The following is a 17,640-nucleotide window of genomic DNA, read 5'->3' as shown; positions in this document are numbered from 1 at the left end:
TTATAATGAGAGAGGGTAATGGAGTCATCTATTACCTTCTTTTATTGTCGACAATGTAGCAATGGATGTGAGAATATGATCGTGAGTATGACAGGATTTGGTCGAGGAAAAAGAGAAGATGAAAACGTACGCATTACGGTGGAAATGAAATCAGTCAATCACCGTTTTTGTGAAATTTCGATCCGCATGCCTAGACAGTGGATGATGTTTGAAGATAAAATAAAAAGAGTCATTACCGAACATATTGCACGTGGACGTGTCGAGGTGTTTGTCACGATTGAAGGAGAACAGCTCGTTGAACGAACGCTTCATGTCGATTGGCAACTTGTTGATGCGTATTATCGTATGTTGACGGATGTACGCAGTCGGTTTCATTTCACAGATGATATATCGCTTCGAGATATGGTACACATGCTATCGGATGCGGTGGAAATGACAGAACAACCGCTACAAAACGATGCACTTCTTTCTTTGCTGTTAGAAGCGACAAAAGAAGCGGTTGAACAGTTAAAATATATGCGTGAACAAGAAGGAAAAGCGTTATTAGCAGATATGCTTACACAACTTGAGACGATCGAAAAAAGTGTGCATCGCATTGAACAGCTTGCACCAACGGTTGTCGCTTCTTACCGCGAACGCATACATAAACGGGTGCATGAATTCGTCCAAGGTATTGTTGATGAACAACGGCTACTAACGGAAGTCGCTTTATTTGCAGAAAAAGTCGATATTCACGAGGAATTAAAACGTATATATAGCCATATTGAACAGTTTCGTCGCATCGTTTCCGAAGGGGGAGCAGTCGGACGAAAGCTCGACTTTCTCGTCCAAGAGCTCAACCGCGAAATGAATACGATCGGCTCCAAAGCAAACGATGGCCACATCGCCTCTGAAGTCGTTAACATGAAAAGCGCCCTTGAAAAAATTAAAGAACAAGTGCAAAATGTGGAGTAGTTTGTTTATTATAGAAGGGTAGGGATGAACGTGAAAGAACGAGGGTTATTAATCGTTTTATCAGGACCGTCCGGCGTTGGAAAAGGGACAGTGCGAAAAGCATTATTTTCACAGCCAGACATTCAATTGCAATATTCGATTTCCGTCACGACGCGCAAACCGCGTGAAGGGGAGGTTGATGGTGTCGACTACTTTTTCAAAACGCGCGAACAGTTTGAACAAATGATTCGCCAAAATGAATTGCTAGAATGGGCGGAATATGTTGGGAATTACTACGGTACGCCAATTGAGTACGTGGAAAAAACGTTGCAAGAAGGAAAAGACGTCTTTTTAGAAATTGAAGTGCAAGGGGCGATGCAAGTTCGTAAAGTGTTTCCAGAGGCGCTCTTTATTTTCCTCGCTCCGCCAAGTTTAAGCGAATTGCGTAAGCGCATTGAAATGCGCGGAACAGAATCAGAAGAGCTCATTCGCGATCGATTAAAGGCAGCGAAAGAAGAGCTAGAAATGATGGATGCGTACGATTACGTCGTTGAAAACGATCAAGTTGAGCTTGCGTGTGAACGCATTAAAGCGATTGTGACGGCTGAACATTGTCGTCGGGAACGCGTGGCACAACGATATAAAAAGATGTTGGAGGTTGAGTAATATGTTATATCCTTCGATTGACTTACTTATGACAAAATTAGATTCAAAATATACGCTTGTGACAGTGGCGGCGAAGCGCGCACGCCAATTACAAGTAAAAAACGATTTAACGATCGAAAAACCTGTGTCGAAAAAATTTGTCGGCAAAGCGTTAGAAGAAATTGCGGCGGGTCATATTGAAGTCGTTAGCGAAGAAGAAGCAACGCAATAAACTACTTACGACAACCTAGTTTTAGGTTGTTATTTTTTTACAAATACCAAATGAAAGGGGCAACGTCGATGCTTCAGCATAAAAACATTTTATTATGTGTGACAGGTGGAATTGCAGTATATAAAGCAGCAGCGCTCACAAGCAAACTTGTACAAGCGGGAGCGAATGTGAAAGTCGTCATGACGGAAGCGGCTTGTCAATTCGTTACACCGCTTACGTTCCAAGCGTTATCAAAAAACGAGGTGTACGTCGATACATTTGATGAAAAAAAGCCGAACGTCATTGCGCATATTGATTTAGCTGATTGGGCACATGTCGTACTCGTTGCCCCTGCGACCGCAAACTCGATCGCAAAGCTTGCACACGGACTAGCCGATAATATGGTGACAACCATTTTACTTGCGACAAAAGCGCCGGTGTGGATTGCCCCAGCGATGAACGTTCATATGTATGAACACCCAGCTGTGCAACAAAATATGCGTACATTGCAGTCATTCGGTTATCGCTTCATTGAACCGGCGGAAGGGATGCTTGCGTGCGGTTACGTTGGAAAAGGACGATTAGAAGAGCCAGAAACGATCGTCGCTTTGCTTGAACAACATTTCGCAACAAACGAGATATTAAAAGGAAAAAAAGTATTAGTGACCGCTGGTCCGACCCGTGAAAAACTTGACCCTGTCCGTTTTTTCAGCAATCATTCGACTGGGAAAATGGGATATGCACTCGCCGAAGCGGCGCGCGATTTTGGAGCCGATGTCGTCCTCATTTCTGGTCCGACATCGCTTCCTAGTCCTGCAGGCGTACAGACGATTCGTGTGGAAAGCGCGCAAGACATGTATGAAAACGTGATGAACCATTTTCACGATAGCGACATCGTCATTAAAACAGCGGCAGTAGCAGATTATCGTCCGAAATATGTTGCGGACAATAAAATAAAAAAACAACAAGAGGACTATACTGTCGTTTTAGAACGAACCGTCGATATTTTACAAACGCTCGGTAAACAAAAAACGCATCAATTTTTAGTCGGTTTTGCGGCAGAGACGAACGATGTCGAACGATATGCCAAAGACAAGCTTGCCCGCAAAAACGCCGATATGATTGTCGCAAATAACGTCGTGCAAGAAGGGGCGGGATTCGGAACGGATACGAACATTGTAACGCTATTTAAACGAGACGGCACCGAAAAACAACTTCCGCTTTTACCAAAATCGGAAGTGGCAAAAGAAATTTTACGTGAAGTTCATCGTGAAATTGAGGGACGCTTATGACGATTGCTTCTGTCATCGTTGATATTCCAGCGAGTCAAACGGATCGCCCGTTTGATTACATCATCCCGCCTGAACTTGTTGGCATCGTACAAGCTGGGATGCGCGTTGTCGTACCATTTGGAACTAGACTCTTACAAGGGTTTGTCATTGAAGTGAAAGAAACGACCGATATGCCAATAGAACAATTAAAGCCGATTCATTCCCTTTTTGATGTTGTTCCTGTATTAAACGAGGAATTACTTCAATTAGGGAAATGGCTAACAGAAACGACACTATGTTTCATGGTATCTGCCTTTCAAGCGATGTTACCTGCCGCGATGAAAGCGAAATATGAAAAGGATATTCGGCTCATCGAACAATATATGCCACTCGTCCATGAAAACGTACGCGCGCTATTTCGTGACCGTCTCATCATCCCATGGAGCGATGTCGAAAAAACCCCATACGTGCGCCTGTTGCAAAAGGAAATTGCAAACGGTCATATTGAAGTTGTTTACCGAGTTGAAGAAAAAGGAAAAATAAAAACAGAAAAATGGGTTGAATTATGTGCAAGTGATGAACACGTCACACATATACTCACATCGCTCTCAACGCGCGCAATGAAACAAAAACAAATACTCGAGCGATTGCTTGTGGCGCGCGCTTTACCGTTAAAACAGTTGCTTAGTGAAACAAATAGCACATGGGCAACCGTTCAAACACTCATCAAAAAACAACTTGTCGCTGTGAAAGAAAAAGAAATATATCGTGATCCGTATGCGAATCGCCCATTTCCAAAAACAAAACCACTCGCTTTAACAGATGAACAACGCAAAGCGCTACATGCGATCGGACAAGCGATTGAGCAAAACGTACACGACGTCTTTTTAATGTACGGTGTCACTGGAAGTGGGAAAACAGAAGTATATATGCAAGCGATTGATCTCGTCTTAAAAAAAGGAAAAGAAGCGATTGTGCTCGTACCAGAAATCTCACTGACACCACAAATGGTGAGGCGGTTTAAAGAACGATTCGGCTCCAAAGTAGCCGTTCTCCATAGTGGTCTATCGCTCGGAGAAAAATATGACGAATGGCGGAAAATTCAACGAAAAGAAGTGCAACTTGTCGTCGGGGCGCGCTCTGCCATTTTCGCTCCGTTTGAAAACATTGGCATCATTATTATCGATGAAGAGCATGAAACGAGCTACAAACAAGAAGAATCACCGCGCTATCACGCTCGCGATGTTGCCATTTTTCGCGGCCGTTACCATCGCTGTCCGATTGTGCTCGGCAGCGCTACCCCATCGCTTGAATCGTTTGCGCGCGCAAAAAAAGGAGTATATAAACAAGTTACGTTAACGAGACGAATGAACGATCATGCGCTTCCACCTGTTGAGATTGTCGATATGCGCGAAGAATTGCGGGCAGGAAACCGTTCGATGTTTTCTCGGCTCTTATTTGAAAAACTAACGGAGCGGTTACAAAAAGGAGAACAATCCGTTTTATTTTTAAATCGTCGTGGCTATTCATCTTTTGTCATGTGTCGAGACTGCGGTCATGTGATTCAATGCCCGCATTGCGATATTTCGCTTACATACCATCGCGTTCAACAACAACTGAAATGTCATTATTGTGGATACGAACAACGTATGTCTTCACATTGTCCTGCTTGTCAAAGCGAACATATTCGTTTTTTCGGAACAGGAACACAAAAAGTGGAAGAAGAATTAACAAAGCTTTTACCTCATGCACGCGTCATTCGGATGGATGTCGATACAACGAGCCGTAAAGGAGCACACGAACGATTGCTAAATGAATTTGGGGAAGGGAATGCTGACATTTTACTTGGCACGCAAATGATTGCGAAAGGACTTGATTTTCCAAACGTCACATTAGTTGGCGTATTAGCAGCTGACACGATGCTTCATGTGCCTGACTTTCGGGCGGCAGAAAAAACGTTTCAGCTACTAACACAAGTGAGCGGCCGTGCAGGGCGACATCATTTACCGGGGGAAGTCGTCATCCAAACATACACGCCTGAACATTACAGCATTCAACTAGCAGCCGATCATCATTTTGAAGCGTTTTATGAGCGCGAAATGATTACCCGAAAAAAACATGGGTATCCGCCGTTTTACTATTTAACGCTCATTACCGTATCCCATGTCGATCCGCTCAAAGGAGTAAGCGTAGCCGAAAAAATTGCTACACACGTGAAAAAACATCTTTCTCCTGAAGCCATTGTGCTAGGACCTGTCGCTTCTCCGATTGCGCGCATGAACGATAGATATCGTTACCAATGCATGATAAAATACAAGCGAGAAGCGAACTTAACGACAGCGCTCCGCACGATTGTTGAACATTATCAGCGTGACATGGCGCGCGGCGATGTGACGATTACCATTGATTTAAATCCATATATGATGATGTAAATAAGGGAGGAGACGTTTTGGCCATTTTACCGATTGTAACATATCCTGCACCAATTTTAGAAACCGCTTGTCAGCTAGTCACCGTATTTGACCGAAAATTGACGAAGCTATTAAACGACATGTACGATACGATGCTTGCGGCCGATGGGGTCGGCTTAGCCGCCCCACAAATCGGCATCGCTCAACAAATTGCAATTGTTGACATTGGCGACCGCCATGGGCGCATTGAATTAATTAATCCTGTCATCGTCGAACAGGGCGGCGAACAAATCGGACCAGAAGGATGTTTAAGTTTTCCGGGATTATTTGGGGAAGTGAAACGCTTCCAATACGTGAAAGTACGTGCGCAAAATCGTCGCGGTCGCCCATTCGAAATCGAAGCGACTGGCTTTTTAGCGCGTGCGTTACAACATGAGATCGACCATTTACATGGCATATTGTTTACGTCAAAAGTGATTCGTTATTATGAAGAAGGAGAGTTCGAACAATGAACATTGTGTTTATGGGAACACCTGATTTTGCCGTTCCAATTTTAGAACAACTAATAAAAGACGGCTATAACGTCGTCGGCGTCGTGACGCAACCAGATAAACCGAAAGGACGAAAACAACAATTAACCCCACCACCTGTCAAAGTGACAGCTGAATCGTACGGCATTCCGGTATTACAACCGACGAAAATTCGTGAGAAAGAACAATACGAGCAAGTAATCGCTCTACAGCCTGATTTGATTGTGACCGCTGCATTCGGACAAATTTTACCGAAACCGCTCCTCGAAGCACCAACGTACGGTTGCATTAATGTGCATGCGTCACTTTTGCCAGAGTTGCGCGGAGGTGCTCCGATTCACTACGCCATTTTACAAGGAAAAAAGAAAACGGGCATTACAATTATGTACATGGTTGAAAAGCTAGATGCAGGCGATATATTGACGCAAGTAGAAGTGCCAATTGATGAGCGCGATACGGTCGGAACGTTGCACGACAAACTAAGCGAAGCGGGAGCGAAACTTCTTTCTGAGACGCTTCCGAAACTGTTTCGAGGCGACATCACGCCGATCAAGCAAGATGATGAACAAGCGACATTTGCGTACAACATTAAGCCTGAACAAGAACGAATCGATTGGACGAAAACAGGTGAAGACATTTACAACCATATTCGCGGCATGAATCCGTGGCCTGTTGCCTATACGACATATGGCGATGAGCGTTGGAAAATTTGGTGGGGAGAAAAAGTACAAGCTTCTTCACAAGCGAAGCCGGGTACGATTGTCGCTGTTGAGCAAGATGGCATCATCGTTGCAACCGGAAATGAGACAGCAATAAAAATTACGGAACTGCAGCCAGCCGGAAAACGAAAAATGAGCGCCACTGACTTTTTGCGCGGAACGACGATTTCAATTGGAACAGTATTAGGAGGGGCGAATGAGTAAAAAAAACGTGCGCCAATTGGCGCTACATGTGTTAGAGGACATTGAAAAAAAACGAGCATATAGCAACTTGTCGTTACATCACGTCATTGAAACGAACGAATTATCCGCTCAAGACGTGGCACTGTTAACAGAATTAGTATACGGAACGATTCAGCGTCGCGATACGCTCGATTACTATTTACAGCCGTTTATCAAAGGAAAAATCGAACCGTGGGTGCGCATATTGCTTCGCTTGTCGCTTTATCAAATGGTATATTTAGACCGCATCCCTGATCGTGCGGTGTTATTTGAAGCGGTGGAAATTGCGAAACGTCGTGGCCATCGCGGTATTGCTTCGCTCGTAAACGGCATATTACGTTCCGTTCAGCGTCAAGGATTGCGATCGTTCGATGAGATGAAAGATGAGAGTGAACGTTTAGCAATCGCAACGAGCCATCCGCTTTGGGTTGTGCGGCGTTGGATTGAACAGTTCGGCTTCGATGAGACGAAACAGATGTGTGAAGTGAACAACTTACCGCCTGAACAAACGGCACGAGTGAACGTCATGCGCACAACCGTTGAAGAAGTGATCGCTCGCCTAAAAGAAGAAGGAGTTGAAGCCGTTCCTTCTTCGGTTGTGCCGATTGGAATCAAAATCATGAAAGGAAATGCAGCGAAAACGAGCGTGTTTCAAGAAGGGCTCATCACGATTCAAGATGAAAGCTCAATGCTTGTCGCCTACGCCCTTTCTCCGACGGACACAGACGTCGTGTTAGACTGTTGTGCGGCTCCAGGCGGAAAGACGACACATATGGCAGAACGAATGAACAATAAAGGTCGTGTCGTTGCATTAGATATTCACGATCATAAAGTAAAACTCATTGAACAGCAGGCAAAGCGTTTAGGCTTGTCGAATATAGAAGCAAAACAGCTCGATAGCCGTCAAGCGCATACGCAATTTGTCGCTGAAACGTTTGATCGTATATTAGTTGATGCCCCTTGTTCAGGGCTCGGTGTTATTCGTCGGAAGCCGGAAATTAAATATGCGAAAAGCGAAAAAGATATTGAGCAACTTGCGAGCGTTCAACTAAATATTTTACGAGCGGTTGCCCCACTTTTAAAACGCGGTGGAACGCTTGTATATAGCACATGTACCGTTGATCGCGAAGAAAATGAGCAAGTCATCGCTCAGTTTTTAGATGAACATCCTGAATATGATCGCGACGAAACGCTTGCTTCACGCTTGCCATCTTCAGTTGCATCGTATGTTCATGACGGTATGTTGCAATTGCTTCCACATTACGTATTTAGCGATGGATTTTTTATCGCAACATTGAAAAAGAAAGGTGACATAATATGAAACCATCCATTTACTCCCTGCGTTTAGAAGACTTACAAAGTTGGGTGGAACAGCAAGGAGAAAAGCCGTTTCGCGCCACACAAATTTTTGAATGGCTATATAAAAAACGGGTGACATCATTTGAGGACATGACGAATATTCCAAAAGCGCTACGCGAGCGGTTAGATGAACATTTTGTCATCACGACATTAAAAACGCTCGTGCAGCAAACATCAAAAGACGGAACGATGAAGTTTTTATTTGAGCTTCATGACGGCTATTCGATTGAAACGGTGCTTATGCGCCATGATTACGGCAATTCGATTTGTGTCACGACTCAAGTCGGTTGCCGAATTGGCTGTACGTTTTGTGCTTCGACATTAGGCGGATTAAAGCGCAATTTACAAGCAGGTGAAATTGTTGCTCAAGTTGTCAAAGTGCAAAAAGCGCTCGATGAAACGAACGAACGCGTAAGTAGCATCGTTGTGATGGGAATAGGTGAACCGTTCGATAACTATGACGAGCTGCTCAAGTTTTTAAAAATTGTTAATCATCCGAAAGGGCTGCATATTGGCGCGCGTCATATTACCGTATCGACAAGCGGTATTATCCCGAAAATTTACCAATTCGCTGATGAAAATATGCAAATTAATTTTGCGATTTCGCTTCATGCACCAAATACGGAATTGCGGTCGAAACTGATGCCGATTAACCGCGCTTATAAATTGCCGGAATTAATGGAAGCGGTGCGCTATTACATTGAAAAAACCGGGAGACGCGTCACATTTGAATATGGTTTATTTGGCGGTGTGAACGATCAAATTGAACATGCAGAAGAGCTTGCGGAGCTGATTAAAGGATTAAAATGCCATGTCAATTTAATTCCAGTCAACTACGTACCTGAACGCAACTATGTTCGTACGCCGCGTGAACAAATTTTTGCGTTTGAAAAAACGTTAAAAAAATATGGCATTAACGTCACGATTCGTCGTGAACAAGGGCATGATATTGATGCAGCATGCGGACAACTGCGTGCAAAAGAAAGAAAGGAAGAAACGAAAGCGTAAACGGGACAGCAGAAGGGAGGAAGCGATACTCGCGTGAGTATCGTGCATGTATGAAGGCGGTGTTTCAAACGGATGTCGGTAAAATTAGGTCGCATAATGAAGATAACGGCGGTGTTTTTATCAATAAAGCAGGCAACTATTTAGCCGTTGTCGCTGACGGGATGGGTGGCCATCTGGCTGGCGATGTGGCGAGTGAAATGACGATGACACAATTAAAACAATTTTGGGAAGAAACAGATGAAATGACATCGCCACAACAAGCGGAAACGTGGTTAAAAGAACATGTCATGAAAGTAAACGAATCGCTCTTTCATCACTCCCAAAAGAACGATCATTGTCAAGGAATGGGGACGACCGTTGTTGCTGCCATTTGTACAAACCAGTTTGCGACGATCGGGCACATTGGTGATAGTCGTTGCTATTTGTTAAATGCAAACGGTTTTCAACAAATGACGGAAGACCATTCCCTTGTTAATGAATTAGTGAAAAGCGGGCAACTATCGAAAGAAGATGCAGAATATCATCCGCGTAAACATGTGCTATTGCGTGCGCTCGGAACAGAACAGACGATTCAGCTAGACGTGAAAACAGTGACTGTCGAAGAAGGAGATATGTTATTGCTTTGTTCTGACGGACTTTCTAATAAAGTATCGGAACAGACGATGGTCGACGTATTAACGTCCGATCGCTCGCTTGAAGAAAAAGCGCAGGCGCTCATCGATGTGGCAAACGAACACGGTGGAGAAGATAATATTACGTTAGCGATCGTACAATTTGCAGCTGCGGATGAAAGTAGGTGATCGCTCGTGCTCATCGGCAAACGATTAAACGGTCGCTATAAAATTTTGCAACTCATTGGTGGCGGTGGCATGGCGAACGTTTATTTAGCTAGAGATATCATTTTGGATCGCGACGTTGCCGTAAAAGTGTTACGTTTAGATTTTGCAAACGATGAATTATTTATTAAACGTTTTCGCCGCGAAGCACAAGCCGCAACAAGTTTAAACCATGAAAATATTGTAACGATTTACGATGTCGGAGAAGATGACGGTATTTATTACATGGTTATGGAATATGTGCGTGGATGTACGTTAAAACAATATATTCAGCAACATGCCCCCCTCCCTGTGCAAGAAGTGTTGCGCATGATGGATCAATTAACAGGGGCAGTGGCCCACGCCCATCAAAACGGAGTCATTCATCGCGACATTAAGCCACAAAACATTTTAGTCGCAGAAGATGGAACATTAAAAATTACAGACTTCGGTATCGCGGTTGCTTTAAGTTCAACGACAATTACCCAAACGAATTCCGTTTTAGGCTCCGTTCATTATTTGTCGCCTGAGCAAGCTAAAGGTGGGATGGCGACGGAAAAATCGGATATTTATTCGCTCGGTATCGTCATGTTTGAACTATTAACAGGTCAATTGCCGTTCTCTGGCGAATCTGCTGTGGCGATTGTATTAAAACATTTGCAAACAGAAACACCGTCTGTGCGACGATGGAATCCGAATATTCCGCAAAGCGTAGAAAACATTGTGTTAAAAGCGACAGCAAAAAACTTGTTGCATCGCTACAATAGCGCATTGGATATGCAACAACATATTCGTACTGCTCTTTCACCGGAGCGTATGAATGAAGCAAGGTTTACGTTGCCTATGGAAGACGATGATGAAGAGACGAAAATTATCCCGATTGTCAAATCGGCCGCTTCTCCGCCACAAGAAAAACAAGAAGACGTTGCTCCAAAGAAGAAGCGTTCGAAAAAGTGGCTTGCTGCATGGACAGTGTTTCTTTTGTTGTTCATTAGTGCTGGGGTGAGTGCGGTCACATGGCTTCCAGACTTATTTTTTCCAAAAGATGTGACTGTGCCGGATGTCACAAACAAAAATTATGATGATGCGATCACACAATTGACGTCGTTAGGTTTGAAAATTGAAAAGACGGTTGAAGAAGAACACGATGATATTGCAGAAGGTTACGTCATTCGCACAAATCCACAGGCTGGAAAAGTCGTAAAAGTAGGAACAGCGGTGACAATTTACAAAAGTATCGGAAAGAAAAAAATCGAGTTCAAAAATTATGTTGGTGAGCAAATCGCTGATGTCGAGCCACAATTACGAGCGGAAAAATATTTGCTTATCGATAAAAAGGAAGTGTATAGCGACGAACCTGCAGGAACGATCATTGAGCAATTTCCGCTTCCAGGTGAAAAAGTTGTGCCAGAAGAAACAGAAGTACGTTTCACAGTAAGCCTTGGACAAGAAAAAATTATTTTAAAAGACTTAACAGGATACACGGAAAAAAGTGTGCGTGATTATGCAGCAGACCAACAACTGTACGTGATCGTCAAACAGCAATATTCTGATACAGTCGAAAAAGGGCTCGTTATTTCTCAAACGCCACAAGCGAATGCAAGATTGGAAAAAGGGGCGACTGTTACGGTCGTTATTTCCCTCGGAAAAGAGCCGGTGCAAACAAAGAAAGTCGTTCAAGAAATTGACATTCCGTATGAACCGCCTGTTGATGTGAATGAACCAGTCATGGCAGAATTATATATTGAAGATGAAAACCATTCATTTGCTCAACCGTACAAACGTTATCGCTTAACAAATGATGTAAAAGAACGTGTTGAATTTGTCATTCAACAAGGGAAACAAGGAAGATATCGCGTCGTTGTCAATGGCACGACAGTACGTGAAGGTATCGTCCCGTATCCAACAACACCTTAAAGGAGGAAGGTATGGCAGAAGGAAAAATTATTAAAGCGCTAAGCGGTTTTTATTACGTATTAAGTGACGGTCAAGTATATCAATGTCGTGGTCGCGGAGTGTTTCGGAAGCGGAAAGTGACGCCGCTTGTCGGCGACTACGTTTCTTTTCAGGCGGAAAATGAACGAGAAGGCTACATATTAGATGTATTTGAGCGGAAAAATGAACTTGTTCGCCCGCCAATCGCAAATATCGATCAAGCGATCTTAGTGTTTTCAGCCGCCGAGCCAGACTTCAGCCCCGGACTACTTGATCGATTTCTCGTATTAATTGAAGCAAAACATATCCGTCCCATTATTGTTGTAAGCAAAATGGATTTAGTCGATGATGAAACAAAGCCGCACATCGAACAATATATTCGCGATTACCGTCAAATTGGATATGATGTGTTAGAAGTGTCAGTCAAAACGCTTGCGGGCGTTGAGGCGTTATTGCCGTACTTTGCAGGAAAAGTGTCCGTATTTGCGGGGCAGTCGGGCGTTGGGAAGTCGTCTTTACTCAATGCGTTACGTCCGGACTTACAGTTAAAAACAGGGGACATTTCCCATCATCTTGGACGAGGAAAACATACGACAAGGCATGTTGAGTTAATTGAAATCGGGGGCGGTTTTGTTGCAGATACGCCGGGATTTAGTGCGCTAGAATTCGATGAGATCGAACTCGAACAATTGCCGCTCTGTTTTCCAGAGTTTGTATCTAGAAGCGCCGATTGTAAGTTTCGTGGTTGTACGCATACAGCCGAGCCGAAATGTGCGGTGAAAGAGGCGTTAGCATCGGGAGACATTCCTTCTTATCGTTACGAACATTACGTGAGCTTTATCGAGGAAATAAAAGAACGAAAGCCGAGGTATTAAGCATGGTTAAAATTGCACCATCCATTTTATCTGCCAATTTTGCTAAACTTGGCGAAGAAATTATCGATGTAGAGCGTGGGGGAGCGGATTATATTCATGTCGATGTCATGGACGGGCATTTCGTCCCGAATATTACCATCGGACCGCTCATCGTCGAGGCGATTCGTCCTGTGACGACATTGCCGCTTGACGTTCATTTAATGATCGAACAACCTGATCGTTATATCCCGACGTTTGCGAAAGCAGGAGCAGACTATTTAACCGTACACGTTGAAGCGTGTCCGCATTTACATCGCACCATTCATCTCATTAAAGAACATGGTGTAAAAGCAGGAGTAGCGTTAAATCCGCATACACCGATTTCGATGGTTGAACATTTGGTTGAAGACATTGACCTCGTTTTATTTATGACGGTCAATCCGGGTTTTGGCGGACAATCGTTTATTCCAGCAGTACTTCCAAAAATTCAAGCATTCTCAACACTCGTTCGCGAGCGTGGAATTTCTGTTGAAATTGAAGTCGACGGCGGTATTCACGCTGAAACCGCAAAACTTTGTGTCGAAGCCGGAGCGAACGTTCTCGTTGCAGGATCAGCCATTTATAATCAAAAAGATCGTGCCAAAGCAATTCGCGCTATTCGCGAGGGTGTGTCATGTTGACACATCCTTCTTTCTTAGGAGGGGAGCCAATTGATTATTCATCTTGTAGCAGGAGGGCCGACAAGCTTCTTACCTCATTTGCAAGCTTATGACGGAGAAGACGTATGTTGGATAGGAGTAGATCGTGGCGTTTTAGCGCTACTTGATGCGGGAATCATGCCAAAACGAGCGTTTGGCGATTTTGACTCCATGGATGAACGAGAGTTACAACAATTGAAAAAAAAATTACCTCACATCGACATATGGCCATCTGAAAAAGATCAAACGGATACAGACATTGCACTTGATTGGGCACTTGCACAACAAGCGACAAAAATTCGCGTGTTTGGAGGAACGGGTGGGCGACTTGATCATTTATTCGGAAACGTCCAGCTTTTGTTTAAAGGAAAAGATGGACAAATTGAATTAATTGATCGTCAAAATGTCGTTACACTTTATCGAAACGGGGAACATATCGTTGAAAAAGAAGGCGATTATTCGTATATTTCCTTTATCCCCATGACCCCGATTCGTGCTTTAACGCTTCGGGGATTTAAATATTCGCTCGATGCGCACGATATACCGCTCGGATCAACATTATGCGTAAGCAACGAACTCATCCATCATTTTGGTACTTTTTCATTCACTGAAGGCATATTAATGATGATAAGAAGCAAGGATGAAAAATAACGCTTCGAGGTACGATTTGTGCGGAGATGAATATATTAGTAGAAGAGTGTGCACTGTAGGGGAGGGAATCATAGTGAAATTTTATACGATTAAGTTGCCGAAATTTTTAGGTGGAATTGTGCGAGCAATGTTAAATTCGTTCAAAAAAGGATAAAAAGCACCAAATAATTGGTGCTTTTTTCTATTACACGCGTTCTACTTTTCCGGATTTTAATGCGCGAGCAGAAACCCAAACGCGCTTTGGCTTTCCGTCAACTAAAATGCGAACTTTTTGAAGGTTTGCTTTCCATGTGCGGCGGCTCGCATTCATTGCGTGAGAACGAGCGTTTCCGAATGATTTTTTCTTACCAGTCACAAAGCATTTTGCCATTTTGTTTCCCTCCTCACTTGCCAAACTACGTGCTCAAAACACTACTATAATTTATCATACATAAAAACGGATTGCAATACTTCCGACATACTCTTTCAAGAAAATAACCTTGACATCTGTTTTCTATTTCGGGTAAATATACTATGGGTAGGAACTTTTAAAAATAAGCCGAGTATAGTACAATGGCGTTAGCTACCTAACAAGAAAGGGGACTTGAGCGATGTCCATTGAATTACAAACGAAATATGGTCGTGTTGAAATTAGTAACGATGTCATTGCAGCGATTGCTGGAGGAGCCGCGGTCGATTGCTACGGCATTGTCGGCATGGCATCAAAAAATCAATTAAAAGATGGGATTGCTGAAATTTTACGTCGTGAAAATTTCGCAAAAGGTATTGTTGTTCGCCAAGAAAACGATGAAGTGCACATCGATTTATACGTCATCGTTAGCTACGGTACGAAAATTTCTGAAGTTGCACATAACGTACAAACGAAAGTGAAGTATACGTTAGATCAAACGTTAGGTTTATCTGTTCAGTCAATTAACATCTATGTTCAAGGGGTTCGTGTCACGAATCCGTAGTGAGGAGGAACTAGTCGGTGACAATGACAACATTAGATGGGAAACGCTTTGCACAAATGGTGTTGCAAGGCGCGACACATTTAGCGAACAATGCAAAAACAGTAGATGCATTAAACGTGTTTCCCGTTCCAGATGGGGATACAGGAACGAATATGAATTTGTCGATGACATCTGGTGCGAAAGAAGTAAAAAATCACGTATCTGACCATATCGGAAAAGTGGCAAGTGCGCTAGCGAAAGGGTTGTTAATGGGCGCGCGCGGAAATTCAGGCGTCATTTTATCACAATTATTCCGTGGATTTGCGAAAGCAATTGAACAAAAAAGCGAAATTAACAGCAAAGAGTTTGCGGCAGCGCTTGAAGCGGGCGTACAAACGGCATATAAAGCGGTGATGAAGCCGGTTGAAGGAACAATTTTAACGGTTGCAAAAGACGCAGCAAAGCGCGCAGTAGCTGTGGCGAAAAAAGAAACGGATATCGTCGTTGTGATGACGGAAGTGCTGAAAGAAGCAAAAGCATCGCTGAAGCGGACGCCTGATTTGCTTCCTGTCTTAAAAGAAGTAGGTGTCGTTGACAGCGGTGGACAAGGCCTCGTATTTGTATATGAAGGATTTTTAGCTGCTTTAAAAGGTGAAACGATTGCAGAAACAGAAGCGTTGTCAATGGAACAGCTCGTCCGCACAGAACATCATCGCAACGTTCAAAGCCATCTGAGTGCAGATGACATCGAATTTGGATATTGTACAGAATTTATGGTGAAATTTGAGCAAGATAAAGTGGCGAAACATCCGTTCCATGAAGATGCATTTCGTCAAGATTTAAGCCGCTTCGGTGATTCGCTCCTTGTCATTGCAGATGACGAATTAGTGAAAGTGCACATTCATGCGGAGCAACCAGGTGAAGTGCTCACATACGCACAACGCTACGGGAGTTTAATTAACATTAAAATCGAAAACATGCGTGAACAGCATGCAAATATCGTTCACCAAGAGATGCAGCCGCCGAAAAAACAAGAGCGCATCCCATACGGCATCGTTGCGGTGGCGATGGGGGATGGCATTGCCCAATTATTTACAAGCATCGGTGCTCATGCGGTCATCGAAGGTGGACAAACGATGAATCCAAGCACAGAAGACATCGTGAAGGCAATTGAGGAAGTAAATGCCCAAACGGTATTTGTTTTGCCAAACAATAAAAATATTATTTTAGCAGCTCAACAAGCTGCTTCTGTCGCTTCATGTGATGTGGTCGTCATTCCATCAAAAACAGTACCACAAGGCATGACTGCTCTGCTTTCCTTTAACCCTTCTGCGACAAAAGAAGACAATGAGAAAGCGATGACGGAGGCGCTTGCTCGCGTAAAAACAGGACAAGTGACGTTTGCTGTACGCGATACAAATATTGATGGTGTCGAAATCGAAAAAGACGATTATATGGGAATTGCCGATGGAAAAATTGTCGTATCCGACAAAGAGCTTACGTATGTCGTTGAAACGTTACTTACACATATGGTTAGCGAGGAAGATGAGATTTTAACGATTCTCTTTGGAGAAGATGCGACAGAAGAACAACTCGCACACGTCGTTCAATTTGTTGAACAACAATTTCCGCATGTCGAAGTAGAAACGCATCAAGGTGGCCAACCGCTATATCCATTTATTTTTGCGATTGAATAAAGCGAGATCGCTATCATTCACATATGATGAAAGAAGGGGAGTGTTCCCCTTCTTTTTCATGAAGATGACAAAGGGGAGAACAAAACGTGAAATATCGCAGTGTATTTGACATTATCGGTCCGATTATGATCGGTCCGTCAAGTTCGCATACGGCAGGAGCGGTACGCATTGGCAAAGTAGCGCGCAATTTATTTGGGAGAAAGCCAGCATGGGCCGATATTTTCTTTTACGGTTCATTCGCTGAGACGTACAGAGGGCACGGGACAGATGTTGCTATTGTTGGCGGTTTATTAAATTTTGATACGTTTGATGAACGAATGAAAACGTCGCTACACATCGCCAAGCAAGAAGGTATTCGCATCACGTTTCATGAAGAAGAAGCGATTCCACCTCACCCAAACACCGCAAAAATTCGTCTCGGTGATGAAAAAGGGGAACTCGAGCTTGTCGGCATTTCGATTGGCGGTGGAAAAATTGAAATTATTGAGCTAAACGGTTTCGAACTAAAGCTTTCTGGTCATCACCCTGCCCTTCTAATTATGCATAACGATCGTTATGGAGCGATCGCAGGGGTCGCTAACGTGTTAGCGAAATATGCGATTAATATCGGTCATATGGAAGTCTCGCGGAAGGAAAAAGGAAAACAAGCGTTAATGACGATTGAAGTCGATCAAAATATTGACGATGCGATTGTCGAACAATTAAAAGCGCTACCACATATTATTGACGTAACAAAAATTGTCGAGTAA

19 protein-coding genes are annotated in these 17,640 nt (G+C 43.5%); 18 read left to right on the top strand and 1 reads right to left on the bottom strand.

Annotated features, from left to right (window positions below):
* Nucleotides 1-75 precede the first annotated feature (75 nt).
* The 15 genes from HNR43_RS04435 (at nt 76) to spoVM (ending at nt 14,416) form a co-directional block, all read left to right on the top strand.
* A complete protein-coding gene (locus HNR43_RS04435) occupies nt 76-954 on the top strand; it encodes a YicC/YloC family endoribonuclease (protein WP_183241644.1) in 879 nt (292 codons plus the stop codon).
* 24 nt (nt 955-978) lie between these two features.
* Entirely contained in the window at nt 979-1,599 is a 621-nt protein-coding gene (gene gmk / locus HNR43_RS04430; protein WP_183241642.1) for a guanylate kinase, read from the top strand.
* Between the two features lies 1 nt (nt 1,600).
* Nucleotides 1,601-1,810 carry a DNA-directed RNA polymerase subunit omega gene (rpoZ, locus tag HNR43_RS04425; RefSeq protein WP_003395016.1) on the top strand — a complete coding sequence of 70 codons (210 nt, stop codon included), beginning with the start codon at nt 1,601-1,603 and terminating at the stop codon, nt 1,808-1,810.
* A gap of 68 nt (nt 1,811-1,878) precedes the next feature.
* Complete coding sequence (gene coaBC / locus HNR43_RS04420; protein WP_183241640.1) at nt 1,879-3,081, top strand: bifunctional phosphopantothenoylcysteine decarboxylase/phosphopantothenate--cysteine ligase CoaBC; 1,203 nt, start codon at nt 1,879-1,881, stop codon at nt 3,079-3,081.
* Nucleotides 3,078-5,492 (top strand): primosomal protein N', encoded by a 2,415-nt coding sequence (gene priA, locus HNR43_RS04415; RefSeq protein ID WP_183241638.1) that lies wholly within the window; start codon nt 3,078-3,080, stop codon nt 5,490-5,492. The genes coaBC and priA overlap by 4 nt, the downstream gene beginning before the upstream one ends.
* A gap of 17 nt (nt 5,493-5,509) precedes the next feature.
* Nucleotides 5,510-5,983, top strand: coding sequence for a peptide deformylase (def, locus tag HNR43_RS04410; protein WP_183241636.1), 474 nt, complete (start codon nt 5,510-5,512; stop codon nt 5,981-5,983).
* Nucleotides 5,980-6,924: a methionyl-tRNA formyltransferase gene (fmt, locus tag HNR43_RS04405; RefSeq protein ID WP_183241634.1), complete on the top strand. Its 945-nt coding sequence runs from the start codon at nt 5,980-5,982 to the stop codon at nt 6,922-6,924. The genes def and fmt overlap by 4 nt, the downstream gene beginning before the upstream one ends.
* A complete protein-coding gene (rsmB, locus tag HNR43_RS04400) occupies nt 6,917-8,263 on the top strand; it encodes a 16S rRNA (cytosine(967)-C(5))-methyltransferase RsmB (protein ID WP_183241632.1) in 1,347 nt (448 codons plus the stop codon). The genes fmt and rsmB overlap by 8 nt, the downstream gene beginning before the upstream one ends.
* Entirely contained in the window at nt 8,260-9,309 is a 1,050-nt protein-coding gene (gene rlmN, locus HNR43_RS04395) for a dual-specificity RNA methyltransferase RlmN (RefSeq protein ID WP_183241630.1), read from the top strand. Before rsmB ends, rlmN begins: the two co-directional genes overlap by 4 nt.
* Before the next feature lie 50 nt (nt 9,310-9,359).
* Complete coding sequence (locus HNR43_RS04390; RefSeq protein WP_183241628.1) at nt 9,360-10,109, top strand: Stp1/IreP family PP2C-type Ser/Thr phosphatase; 750 nt, start codon at nt 9,360-9,362, stop codon at nt 10,107-10,109.
* A 6-nt stretch (nt 10,110-10,115) separates the two neighbouring features.
* A complete protein-coding gene (pknB, locus tag HNR43_RS04385) occupies nt 10,116-12,041 on the top strand; it encodes a Stk1 family PASTA domain-containing Ser/Thr kinase (protein WP_183241626.1) in 1,926 nt (641 codons plus the stop codon).
* 11 nt (nt 12,042-12,052) lie between these two features.
* Nucleotides 12,053-12,934: a ribosome small subunit-dependent GTPase A gene (gene rsgA / locus HNR43_RS04380; protein WP_183241624.1), complete on the top strand. Its 882-nt coding sequence runs from the start codon at nt 12,053-12,055 to the stop codon at nt 12,932-12,934.
* A gap of 2 nt (nt 12,935-12,936) precedes the next feature.
* Nucleotides 12,937-13,593: a ribulose-phosphate 3-epimerase gene (rpe, locus tag HNR43_RS04375; protein WP_183241621.1), complete on the top strand. Its 657-nt coding sequence runs from the start codon at nt 12,937-12,939 to the stop codon at nt 13,591-13,593.
* Nucleotides 13,594-13,623: 30 nt separating this feature from the next.
* Complete coding sequence (locus HNR43_RS04370; RefSeq protein ID WP_183241619.1) at nt 13,624-14,262, top strand: thiamine diphosphokinase; 639 nt, start codon at nt 13,624-13,626, stop codon at nt 14,260-14,262.
* Between the two features lie 73 nt (nt 14,263-14,335).
* Nucleotides 14,336-14,416, top strand: coding sequence for a stage V sporulation protein SpoVM (spoVM, locus tag HNR43_RS14130; protein WP_003394991.1), 81 nt, complete (start codon nt 14,336-14,338; stop codon nt 14,414-14,416).
* Nucleotides 14,417-14,446: 30 nt separating this feature from the next.
* Here spoVM and rpmB read toward each other — a convergent pair whose 3' ends face one another.
* Nucleotides 14,447-14,632, bottom strand: a complete 186-nt coding sequence (gene rpmB / locus HNR43_RS04360) for a 50S ribosomal protein L28 (protein WP_003394988.1) — start codon at nt 14,630-14,632, stop codon at nt 14,447-14,449.
* Nucleotides 14,633-14,852: 220 nt separating this feature from the next.
* Here rpmB and HNR43_RS04355 point away from each other — a divergent pair, with 220 nt between their 5' ends.
* The 3 genes from HNR43_RS04355 (at nt 14,853) to sdaAB (ending at nt 17,640) form a co-directional block, all read left to right on the top strand.
* Nucleotides 14,853-15,215 carry an Asp23/Gls24 family envelope stress response protein gene (locus HNR43_RS04355; protein WP_006323120.1) on the top strand — a complete coding sequence of 121 codons (363 nt, stop codon included), beginning with the start codon at nt 14,853-14,855 and terminating at the stop codon, nt 15,213-15,215.
* 17 nt (nt 15,216-15,232) lie between these two features.
* Nucleotides 15,233-16,891 (top strand): DAK2 domain-containing protein, encoded by a 1,659-nt coding sequence (locus HNR43_RS04350; RefSeq protein WP_183241617.1) that lies wholly within the window; start codon nt 15,233-15,235, stop codon nt 16,889-16,891.
* Between the two features lie 86 nt (nt 16,892-16,977).
* Nucleotides 16,978-17,640 carry an L-serine ammonia-lyase, iron-sulfur-dependent subunit beta gene (sdaAB, locus tag HNR43_RS04345; protein ID WP_183241615.1) on the top strand — a complete coding sequence of 221 codons (663 nt, stop codon included), beginning with the start codon at nt 16,978-16,980 and terminating at the stop codon, nt 17,638-17,640.

It is taken from the genome of Anoxybacillus mongoliensis, assembly GCF_014201515.1.
Classification (GTDB): domain Bacteria; phylum Bacillota; class Bacilli; order Bacillales; family Anoxybacillaceae; genus Anoxybacillus; species Anoxybacillus mongoliensis.
This window is presented reverse-complemented; position numbering and strand designations above follow the sequence as displayed.

Coding starts and splice junctions, on each gene's coding strand:
- gmk (WP_183241642.1), top strand. CDS start 979: ATGAACGTGAAAGAACGAGGGTTATTAATCGTTTTATCAGGACCGTCC.
- rsgA (WP_183241624.1), top strand. CDS start 12,053: ATGGCAGAAGGAAAAATTATTAAAGCGCTAAGCGGTTTTTATTACGTA.
- fmt (WP_183241634.1), top strand. CDS start 5,980: ATGAACATTGTGTTTATGGGAACACCTGATTTTGCCGTTCCAATTTTA.
- rpmB (WP_003394988.1), bottom strand. CDS start 14,632: ATGGCAAAATGCTTTGTGACTGGTAAGAAAAAATCATTCGGAAACGCT.
- priA (WP_183241638.1), top strand. CDS start 3,078: ATGACGATTGCTTCTGTCATCGTTGATATTCCAGCGAGTCAAACGGAT.
- rlmN (WP_183241630.1), top strand. CDS start 8,260: ATGAAACCATCCATTTACTCCCTGCGTTTAGAAGACTTACAAAGTTGG.
- HNR43_RS04435 (WP_183241644.1), top strand. CDS start 76: ATGATCGTGAGTATGACAGGATTTGGTCGAGGAAAAAGAGAAGATGAA.
- HNR43_RS04355 (WP_006323120.1), top strand. CDS start 14,853: ATGTCCATTGAATTACAAACGAAATATGGTCGTGTTGAAATTAGTAAC.
- coaBC (WP_183241640.1), top strand. CDS start 1,879: ATGCTTCAGCATAAAAACATTTTATTATGTGTGACAGGTGGAATTGCA.
- HNR43_RS04390 (WP_183241628.1), top strand. CDS start 9,360: ATGAAGGCGGTGTTTCAAACGGATGTCGGTAAAATTAGGTCGCATAAT.
- rsmB (WP_183241632.1), top strand. CDS start 6,917: ATGAGTAAAAAAAACGTGCGCCAATTGGCGCTACATGTGTTAGAGGAC.
- rpoZ (WP_003395016.1), top strand. CDS start 1,601: ATGTTATATCCTTCGATTGACTTACTTATGACAAAATTAGATTCAAAA.
- rpe (WP_183241621.1), top strand. CDS start 12,937: ATGGTTAAAATTGCACCATCCATTTTATCTGCCAATTTTGCTAAACTT.